This window comes from Bifidobacterium sp. (assembly GCF_050874245.1).
Lineage (GTDB): Bacteria > Actinomycetota > Actinomycetes > Actinomycetales > Bifidobacteriaceae > Bifidobacterium.
Genome location: NZ_JBNMKH010000074.1, coordinates 1 through 8,770, shown reverse-complemented (window position 1 = coordinate 8,770; position 8,770 = coordinate 1). Strand labels below are relative to the sequence as shown.

10 protein-coding genes and 1 tRNA gene are annotated in these 8,770 nt (G+C 54.8%); 2 read left to right on the top strand and 9 right to left on the bottom strand.

Annotation, left to right across the window (positions count from 1 at the left end):
* Window positions 1-1,443: 1,443 nt before the first annotated feature.
* The 8 genes from ACR0P8_RS07730 to ACR0P8_RS07695 form a co-directional block, all read right to left on the bottom strand.
* Window positions 1,444-2,337 (bottom strand): phage major capsid protein, encoded by an 894-nt coding sequence (locus tag ACR0P8_RS07730; RefSeq protein WP_432624531.1) that lies wholly within the window; start codon window positions 2,335-2,337, stop codon window positions 1,444-1,446.
* A 195-nt stretch (window positions 2,338-2,532) separates the two neighbouring features.
* On the bottom strand, window positions 2,533-3,057 hold the full coding sequence (locus ACR0P8_RS07725; RefSeq protein ID WP_432624530.1) for a hypothetical protein: 525 nt from the start codon (window positions 3,055-3,057) through the stop codon (window positions 2,533-2,535).
* The gene (locus tag ACR0P8_RS07720) at window positions 3,050-3,238 is read right to left on the bottom strand and encodes a hypothetical protein (protein WP_432624529.1); all 189 of its coding nucleotides are present in this window, start codon (window positions 3,236-3,238) and stop codon (window positions 3,050-3,052) included. Before ACR0P8_RS07720 ends, ACR0P8_RS07725 begins: the two co-directional genes overlap by 8 nt.
* An 18-nt stretch (window positions 3,239-3,256) precedes the next feature.
* The gene (locus ACR0P8_RS07715; RefSeq protein WP_432624528.1) at window positions 3,257-3,439 is read right to left on the bottom strand and encodes a hypothetical protein; all 183 of its coding nucleotides are present in this window, start codon (window positions 3,437-3,439) and stop codon (window positions 3,257-3,259) included.
* Window positions 3,420-4,202, bottom strand: coding sequence for a hypothetical protein (locus ACR0P8_RS07710; protein WP_432624527.1), 783 nt, complete (start codon window positions 4,200-4,202; stop codon window positions 3,420-3,422). Before ACR0P8_RS07710 ends, ACR0P8_RS07715 begins: the two co-directional genes overlap by 20 nt.
* Before the next feature lie 717 nt (window positions 4,203-4,919).
* Window positions 4,920-6,137: a DUF3631 domain-containing protein gene (locus tag ACR0P8_RS07705; RefSeq protein WP_432624526.1), complete on the bottom strand. Its 1,218-nt coding sequence runs from the start codon at window positions 6,135-6,137 to the stop codon at window positions 4,920-4,922.
* Complete coding sequence (locus ACR0P8_RS07700; protein ID WP_432624525.1) at window positions 6,134-6,379, bottom strand: hypothetical protein; 246 nt, start codon at window positions 6,377-6,379, stop codon at window positions 6,134-6,136. Before ACR0P8_RS07700 ends, ACR0P8_RS07705 begins: the two co-directional genes overlap by 4 nt.
* Window positions 6,366-6,563, bottom strand: coding sequence for a helix-turn-helix transcriptional regulator (locus ACR0P8_RS07695; protein WP_432624524.1), 198 nt, complete (start codon window positions 6,561-6,563; stop codon window positions 6,366-6,368). Before ACR0P8_RS07695 ends, ACR0P8_RS07700 begins: the two co-directional genes overlap by 14 nt.
* Before the next feature lie 141 nt (window positions 6,564-6,704).
* Here ACR0P8_RS07695 and ACR0P8_RS07690 point away from each other — a divergent pair, with 141 nt between their 5' ends.
* Both ACR0P8_RS07690 and ACR0P8_RS07685 read left to right on the top strand, forming a co-directional pair.
* Window positions 6,705-7,301 (top strand): helix-turn-helix domain-containing protein, encoded by a 597-nt coding sequence (locus ACR0P8_RS07690; RefSeq protein ID WP_432624523.1) that lies wholly within the window; start codon window positions 6,705-6,707, stop codon window positions 7,299-7,301.
* A gap of 51 nt (window positions 7,302-7,352) precedes the next feature.
* Window positions 7,353-8,513: a tyrosine-type recombinase/integrase gene (locus ACR0P8_RS07685; RefSeq protein WP_432624522.1), complete on the top strand. Its 1,161-nt coding sequence runs from the start codon at window positions 7,353-7,355 to the stop codon at window positions 8,511-8,513.
* Between the two features lie 142 nt (window positions 8,514-8,655).
* Here ACR0P8_RS07685 and ACR0P8_RS07680 read toward each other — a convergent pair.
* Window positions 8,656-8,728 (bottom strand) — tRNA-Lys (locus ACR0P8_RS07680).
* Between the last annotated feature and the right edge of the window lie 42 nt (window positions 8,729-8,770).

Here is an 8,770-nt window from a genome sequence, read left to right as displayed (position 1 = left end):
TTTCCCCTTCATAACCCCTTGCATCGGATAAACGAAGAGCCTTGAAAACCGTTGCAATCATTGGCTTTCAAGGCTTTTGGCCGGTGCCCCCCGTGGGATTCGAACCCACAACCCACGACGTAATCATGACGGCATGGGGGGTGATGTACGCACCTGTATCAATCTGTCGTAAAGCATTGAAAAATCAAGGATTAGATGCATCTGCCTGTGTGTTTATGGATGTGATTGTGATGGGTTTTAGATGGGTTTTGCGGATTGACTCATGTGTGTGTCCCATTCGATGCCCTACCTCCATAGTCATGGGACACGTGGTCCACGTGGGACACGTGGGACACACCAGCGCGTCGAGAACTGAATCGATGTAGGATGATTCCGTTGCAAGGTGTCACGGCACCATAGGCGTTAAGCAGCCGGATATTCGTGGTATCCATCTGTTACCCCCTTGCTGTAGGTTTTCGATACCCCGCCATAACAGGCGGGGTAATCCCCAACGTAATCGTTGGATAGGCGGAGCAGCCTCCCAGCAATGTCACGTTTCGTGCGCGGACTTTTTCAGACGGCGCGCACTATTTCTACCATTGACCCGACGGCCCCGACCATCCCCCTGGGGGACCCTTCCCCAGCCCCCATGAGGAAACTTCGTCTCGTTGAGTCGAGGTTTCAAACCTTGACTATAAAGTTTTGAAAACTTCGACACATTGTGTACAAGTTTCAGGTTCTCCAACGGTGAAGCTGATCTAGCAAATCCTACGACGTTAGTTTTGCCAAACGTTCCATCGGCACCTTTGCCATCTTGCACTTTGTGCGTTTTGCCACATTGCAACCCAACCTTTAGCTTCAAGCTTGGATGATCAAGCGCACATTGTGCGAGTGTCCACTTCAAACGTGCATCATGTACCAATTCCATTTCAAATCTAACGTCGTTAGTTTTGACATTGGGTGCAGTACGCACGCAATTTTGGAATTATTCGATTCTAAAATAATTCCACTCTGATACTTCCTTTAGGTTAAAGCAAGTTTGGAATTCCTCTCATTGAGAGCATTTCAACTTGGAAACCTTCTCTCTCCGAGAGGAAGTTTTCGGATACGAGAAAACCCCGCAGCTTACTCGCCGCGGGGCCAATTATCTGCCGATTCAAGAATATGACCATAAACATCGAAGCCGTCGATTAGGCAGAATGCAATATTTCGCGTTCTTGAATCCATTCGTCCAAACGTCTCGCTTGAACTACCGTGCTTCACGCGCGGCTGGTGTTAACAAGTATTTGGGCCTTTATTAATCACCATGTCTAATTATCACACGTGGCGTGGATAGAAAGAAGGGGTGTCGCCTCAGGAACCACGACACCCCCGTATATTTTTCGCCTCGCCGGTGGAAAGGAGGTTAAAGCACCGACTGGATGGAACGTACCCCGCCGCCGACGATTAACGACGGGGGAGAATTTACTTACCGGTTGACGCGGCGGCGGCAAGGTTGATTTTCACCCGTGCGGTGCGCTTCGGGCGCACCAAGTCCCAACCGATTCTGGAGAGGATGCGGATAGCGGTGCAGTCGCTGCCGAAGTATGCATCCGTGCTGGTCTCGACGTCAATGTCGGACGCGGCGGCGACGACGTTCGCAGCGTCAAGCACCAGCAGCGTATCGGCGGGAACAGCGGCATTGCGCACCACCGGCAATCCCAGCAGCTGCGGTATCGCTTCGGTCTGAGCGTCCGGATTAATCACGGGACGCCCATCCGCATAAGCGAGTTTGAGCAATTTTGCCCAAGCGCTATTGGATGTGAGGATGGCAGTCGGTGAAGCGCCGTTATCGCTGATCGTAGCAATAGCGTCTATGAGCGGCGTTAGCAGCGTCTTGGGCGTGATGGTGCCGCCATCGATAATGTCGTCCCTCTGGGCGAGGCCGACCGGATGCGCCACGTTCTCAGCGTCCTTAGCCTCGTTCAGGAACAGTGCATCGAGCTTGGCGGTGATGGACCTGCGCAACGATTCTGTGAGTTGTTCCGAGGTTGGGTTATCCGTGTTCTGACCCGCAGCGACGCTGCGGTACGCCTCGTTCGACACGCGGTGGATGAGTCCGACTTTAAGGGTTCCGAAGGCCACTTCGGCCAGCTTCGGGTCACCGGCCTGAATCTCGGCGCCTTCGGCCACCACGGCGGCGGTCGGGTCTTCGGAAATGAATGGGATGCGAACGCGCGTGGCGTCGCCCTCGGGGGTCGCGGCGAGAGTGGTCAACAGCGGGTTCAGAATCAGCGCGTCCGGCGCGGCCTCGATTGCCGGAACGAAATTGGTATCCTGAAAATACGATTTCAGGCCGTTCGTAATGGTGTCGCTCATAATTGGTAAGTCCTTAGATTCTTCGCGCTGCGAAGGCATGAAAAAAGCCCTTCAGGCGGCGCGGGTGGTTTTGCGAAGGTTGCTATTAGGTTCGCAATAGTGTGCGCGTCGCCCTCTGGGCAGTGCGGCCATTCCTCGGGAATGAACTTCGTTCATCTTACCTCGAGGGGTAGACAAATTGGACATTGTGTCTAGTTACCGTTTGCGGCGTAGGGCATCTCTAAGGGGGTCGCCCTTCACGTGCGAGGTGCCGGACGGGAACTCGGCCTGCATGGCTACCTTGCGTGCCAACGGGTCCTCGGTCTGCTGCGGTTTCCTACGCGGCGTGGTGGCGAGGAAGTACGGCTTCGCGTCCGTGATTTCCTTGATGGCGTAGGCGAGGGCGTCGCTGTCGAGTTCTCCATCATCAGAGAACATTTCAGAGATCTGTTCGTCGGTTAGCATGGCGAGCAGGTCGGCGCGTCCGGAGTCGATGACCACGTTCATGGCGGACGCCTTGCCTACCATGCTGCGGCGTGCCTTCGTGAGCAGCATGGTCAGGTTGTCACGTTCCGCTTCGGTTTCACGCAGTCGCGTGCGGTACTTCGCTGCCTCACGTGAGGCGTCATGCCGTGAGAGGGCATCCCCAAGCTTCGGCTTCGGTTCAGGCGTCTGCACGGTATCGGTAGACGGTTCCGCAGTCGCGTTCTCAACGGTTTCGGTGGCGAGGGCTTCACTCATGGTCGGCCACCTCCTCGGCGTTCTCGACGGCGAAATAGCGTGGGTTCAACGCCTTGACGGCGTACTCGATGTGTTCGCGTTCGTGTTGGATGCGGTCGATCATGGAGCGTGCCCCCTCGAGGTCGGCATCCATGATACGGAGCTGTTCTTCGATGATTTCAATGTTCTCATTATTATTCATAATTTCCTCGTTTCCTTTCTATTTCAGTGTTTTGATGGTGCGAAGCAGGTTATTGTATTTATTTCTGTAGAATTTTTTCGCGCCCCGTTCGTGCGCCAACTGCATACGCAGTTTGGCGATTTCAGGCGAGGGCGAGGGCGTCGCGGCCTTCGCCTTGGCTTCGGCCAGTTGGGCCATTTGCTCAGGCGTGAACGCGGTCATGCAGTGCCTCCCCCTTAACGAAGGTGTCGAGCGCGAACCCGTGCAGCAGCCGAGCGAGGGCGTTCACCTCATCAGCGGACGGCGTGGGCGCGTTCATCTCGATTCCAGCGGCGGCGAGGGCGATGGCCGCGGCAGCCGGATACGCCCTATCCAAGGGCAGCGGGTCACTTTGAAGCTCAAACGAGCAAGTGACATTCTTGGTGCGCCCTTCGGCACTGACGATGTAATTTTGGCGGGTGACAGCACAGACGTTCGTGTCCGGCACGCCGACACCTCCCGTGAACTCAAACACTTTCCCGTCTGCGGAGTCGCTGCATTCCATGCCGGCGTCAGCCCAGACGAACGGCAACGTATCCGCTTCGTCTTCGTCGCTTTCCGTTGAAATTTCCGGCGTGTCGCGGTGGCGCAACTCTCGCATGGTCAATGTGTCTATGCCGAGCTCGGCGTCAATCGTCTGGATCCATGAAAAAGCGTCCGCGCAATCCTTGAGCCATGCATGGTAATAGTCCACGGCGTCCGCGACGTCATACAGGTTTTCGGCTTCGGTGAACGTGAGTGAGCTTGCTGGGTTCAATTCCGCGTGCGGGTGCGGATCGTTCCATCCGATGAAGATGTTGAATTCCATACCGAGCATTTTGTTTTCCGGTTGGAATATGAGGATCCCGTCTTTGGCTTCGGTGAACTTCCATCCGTCTGTAGCGTGGGAGTAGGTAGGCAGTACAATGCTGCCGTCTGCGGTTGTCTCAATCATGTTCTTCGTCATTCTCATTCCTTTCACGATGCCTACGTGAGCGCGTAGGCGGCGCATGATGATTACAGTTGGCGGTATCCCATCCAATTGGACGGGTGCCGTTCGAGCGGCCAGAACGTCGTCCAAAAACAGCGTGGACAATAGATCTCGGCGTCCGGCGTAATTTGCCACGACTCAACGTCGCGGTTATCGCTGATGCCGCGATGGCGACGATGTCATTCGATACCTTCAAACGTTGCGTCCATGTTTCCTCCTCTCTCGGATTTGGTCGGCCATCATCAAGGCGGCAGGCGGACCACAAATGACGACTAGGTACGCGACACCGGTGCACAACGGTTCGATGAGGATGCTCAAAATAGCTTCCCCTGTTCGGCGTGCGCGGTAGATTCCGGTGGTTCCGGGATGTCCCCGAACGTCTGGCACAGTTCGCATAAGGCGCACACAATGCACCCTTCCGTGTCTATGGGTGTTCCGGGTCCGGCATGTCCGGTCGTGTCCGGCACCTCGACGCCAGCCCCACATAGGGCGGTTGGCGAGGTTTCCGGCTTGAGTTTCCAAGTTGGCACCAAGTGCACGATCGTGGTCTGTTTGGTTGTGTTTCTCATAGCGGATTCCTTTCATTTCAAGGCGTTCGGCGGTTCAACGAACGTTTGTGGTGTGTCCCACGTGTCCCACGTGGACCACGTGTCCCATGACTATGGAGGTAGGGCATCGAATGGGACACATAGGTTATAGGGGGTTGCTCGGGGTACTCTCCGTAAGATGTGCCGCCTCCGCCATACGTTGAATGTCGGCGCGTCGGTAGCCCCTGCAACGGTTCTGCCGTCCGGTGGATTTTGAACTGTGAATACCCATCGGACTCAACATGCGAGTTAAACGCTGCCGTGAAATCGGAGCGCCATATGGGGACTCGGCACCCCAACGTTCGGGAGAGATGCGAGCCAACCCCTCGCATATTCCGGTGGTGCTCATGAAGTCGAGGTTGCCGAACACGTCGAGCAGGTCCGGCAGCAGCAAGGCGCGTGGCGGAACGTTGGTCAGCCCATCCTCACGCTCACGTTTCATGCGTTCCAAGTCGGCGGATATGAGATTGTCCACACGGTCCGGCCAGTCACCACCGGCGACGGCGGCGATTTTCGCCAGCGACACCCATCGTTCCTTTGTACGGCCCTTGCATCCCTCCGGCAGATGTGGCTTCATGGATTTCACCAGATCGGCGTTATCGGAGGCCCATTGGGCGATTTGGTCGGCCAGCGATTGAGCGGCGGTGGTCAGAGTGTCGTCACTCACCCAATCGGTTTCGTCGATGTCGTCGTCATAAGCGGGCAGCAGGTACACGTGCAAGGAGCGCGAACGAGTATCGTCCGGCAGCGCGGGAGCGTTACCGGCCATTGCTACGGCGCAGTACGTAGGCATGGCTTCGGCCTTCCAACCCTTATCCTTGTCTGGTACGAGCACTGGGCGTGTGGCACCGTGTTTGCTGCCGGAATTTATGACGGCCATGAGGTCGCCCACGCCGTCCTTCTTCGGGTCCAAAGTACGGTCAGCCTCGTCTATTAGCAACGTGATGGACTCATCACCTGCCGCGCTTACCATGCGGGGGATGAGGGCCGGGCTGCCGATGCCGGACGCGATGAACGTCTCATGTCCGAGATTCTCGATGTGTTCCAGAGTGGTGGTCTTACCCGCTCCGTAGAGCAGCGAGTCGATGATGAGCCGCGGCGAACACGGGAGCACGGAGAGTAGGAACGTGTGCACCGTCCATAGGGTCAGCACGTCGAGATCTCCACTGTTCTGGGTCTTGATGAACCGGGCGAACCATGTGCGGACTCCGTCCAGTACGCCGTGGTTGTTGGCGTCCCTGCCGACTGCGAGGGCGAGACGGTCCACGTTGTCGGCTGCTTCGTCAAGCTGCGCACGGTCCTTTACTTCAAAATCGATAGTCACGAATGGTTGCCTTCCCTGAGATAAACCCAATTCAGCGGTTCAAATGGCTGCCCACTAAAATTTCGAGCCACGCCATCGCCGTAATAGAATCCGCGAGGCTCCGGGATGACCCCGGTCGCAACCAGCCTGCGGTAGTTGAGTAGCCAATAAAAATCGGCTATGTTGGATGAAGAACTACGGTTAAGTTCACTGGATGTCGCGTCGATGGCAGTCGATGCGGCGCCTTTTTTATGCGCGATCATGCATCCCCTGTTCGGTGTGCTCCTTCATCCAAGCGCGTACCGTTTCCGGGTCAAACCTGATGAAACGCCCCACCTTAATGGCGGGTGGCATTAGTTCCGGTCGGTACGTGCGGCGATGATATGCGGCGTCCTTGGTGATACCCATTAGCTCCGCCACTTTTTCGATGTCCCAAGTTTCAGTCATTTTTCTTCCTCCTTGATAGGCTGTCGTTGCAAAGTATCGATAATCGATTACGCCTTGCAATTACATACAATAGATTACAAGTATCGACAATTGCAAACAGCTATCCACAGTTGTTGCTAATCTGCAACTATGGATGCAAGATTGAATGACTTCCCAGAAGTCGGAAAAAGGTTGAAAACATACCGTTTAGCGGCTGGGTATACTGCCGAAACATTGGCTGCTGCAGTCTCGAAAAAATTCCCCAACTCCGGTGTGTCGCGGCAGCTTGTTTTCAACATTGAAAATGGACGACGGCGCATGGACCTGTCGAGTCTGATAGAAATCGCACGGACCATTAACGTCAATCCGCTGTCGATTCTGTGTGATTTGGATAGGCCGTTCATGAGAATAGAGTCGGGGTCCTTTAGCGGCTTGACGCCAATGGGGGTGTGCCGCTTGTTTGGAGCTAATGAGTTCTCCTTGTGCGCGAAAGAAGGTGCTCCGGATGCCCGGCAGATAAAAGTAGTCTGTACTGCGATTGAACTAACCAATCAAGTCGATTCAGTGAAGGAGATTGTCGAGAGCGAGGACCCGGAAGGCTCCAATACGGGTTTGCTGTTCTCATGGGTTTCGGAAACGAATCTGTTGAACGCACTCGGCGTGGAACTCCCAGATGCCATGAAAGACATTGATTCCAAAGCGCGGAAAATAGTAACTCTGATTTCCTCTTATATCAACAGCGTTGCCTACAACGAGTGATGCGAAATAATTGCAATCGCAGCATAAGCGCACGAAACTATAGGAGCGTGAATGTCTAGACCGAAGATGCCCATAGGCCAGCACGGTGCGATCAACTATGTCCGTGGGGATGGAAAATGGACCGCGAAATGCAAGGTCCGCTGCAACGATGGTAGGTTGCGGCAGCTGGAACGGACCCGCACGTCGAAACTCGGCGCTCAGATGGCCGTCGAAAAGGCATGTGAAAACATTCGGCAACGGTCATTTGGAACCATTGACTTGGACACAAAACTCGAAGATCTAGCACAACGATTCATGTTCGACGTTCGAGCAAAACGCACGAATGGAACAATCCAAACATACGGCACGGCGGTCCGGCATATCACCAAGCGCCTCGGAGCGTACGCCATACAAGAAGCCACTCCGGCTCGATTGCAAGATTTCATCGACTATGTTGTCCGACATAGCGGTGCGGACCAAGCTAAATCTTGCAGGACAGTGCTAAGTGGAATGTTCGGCATGGCGATACGGGAGGGTGCGTTAGTCCACAATCCCGTAAACGAACTGGAACGAATCGAGCACGTGGGTAAGAGGGGCTCAGACGCCATCCCACTTGAAGATCTACCTTACGTATTGAAGGCGATTGACGATAGCAAGTTGGCCGAAAACGATGAGGCGGATGTATTCCGCTTCATGGCGGGTACTGGGTTTCGTGCGGGTGAAGCGTTGGGGTTGTGCTGGGACTGCGTGGACTTCCGACACCACACTGTCACCGTTAAAAGGATTGCAAAGCGCGTCAAAGGTAAGGGGATGGCGCTAGAGGAGCATGCGAAAACCGAAACCAGCGCGCGTACCATATCCGTCCCATCATGTGTCATGGAACTATTGCAGCGGCGGCATGACGTGCAAGCGTCTAGAGGCGGCGGCAAACCTAACGATCTCGTGTTCCCTATGCCGTTAGGCGGTATTCGCGACGTCGGACTGTTGGATAGGCATCTGCGCGGCGTGCGAAAGCAGTTGGGATGTGAAAACCTGCGTATTACGTCCCACTCGTTCCGCAAGACATGCGCCAGCATCTTGCACCGTCAAGGGTTAGCCGACCTCGATGTGGCCGATTATCTAGGGCACAGTGATGTTTCGACTACCCAGAGGGTATACATAGCCCGCGGGCAAAAAAGTGAAGAAGCGGCTATGATGCTTGAAGAAGCGTTTACAATACCTTCACATAGTTGATGCAGATTTATGGCGTGTCATGTGTTTATGGATGTGATTGTGATGGGTTTTAGATGGGTTTGCCCAAAAAATATCAATTTAAATCAAACGAAAAAAGCCTTGAAAACCGTTGCGAACATTGGCTTTCAAGGCTTTTGGCCGGTGCCCCCCGTGGGATTCGAACCCACAACCCACGACTTAAAAGGACGCTGCTCTAACCGTTGAGCTAGAGGGGCAACAGCAACATAGTATACAGCATATTCGGACGAATCGCCACC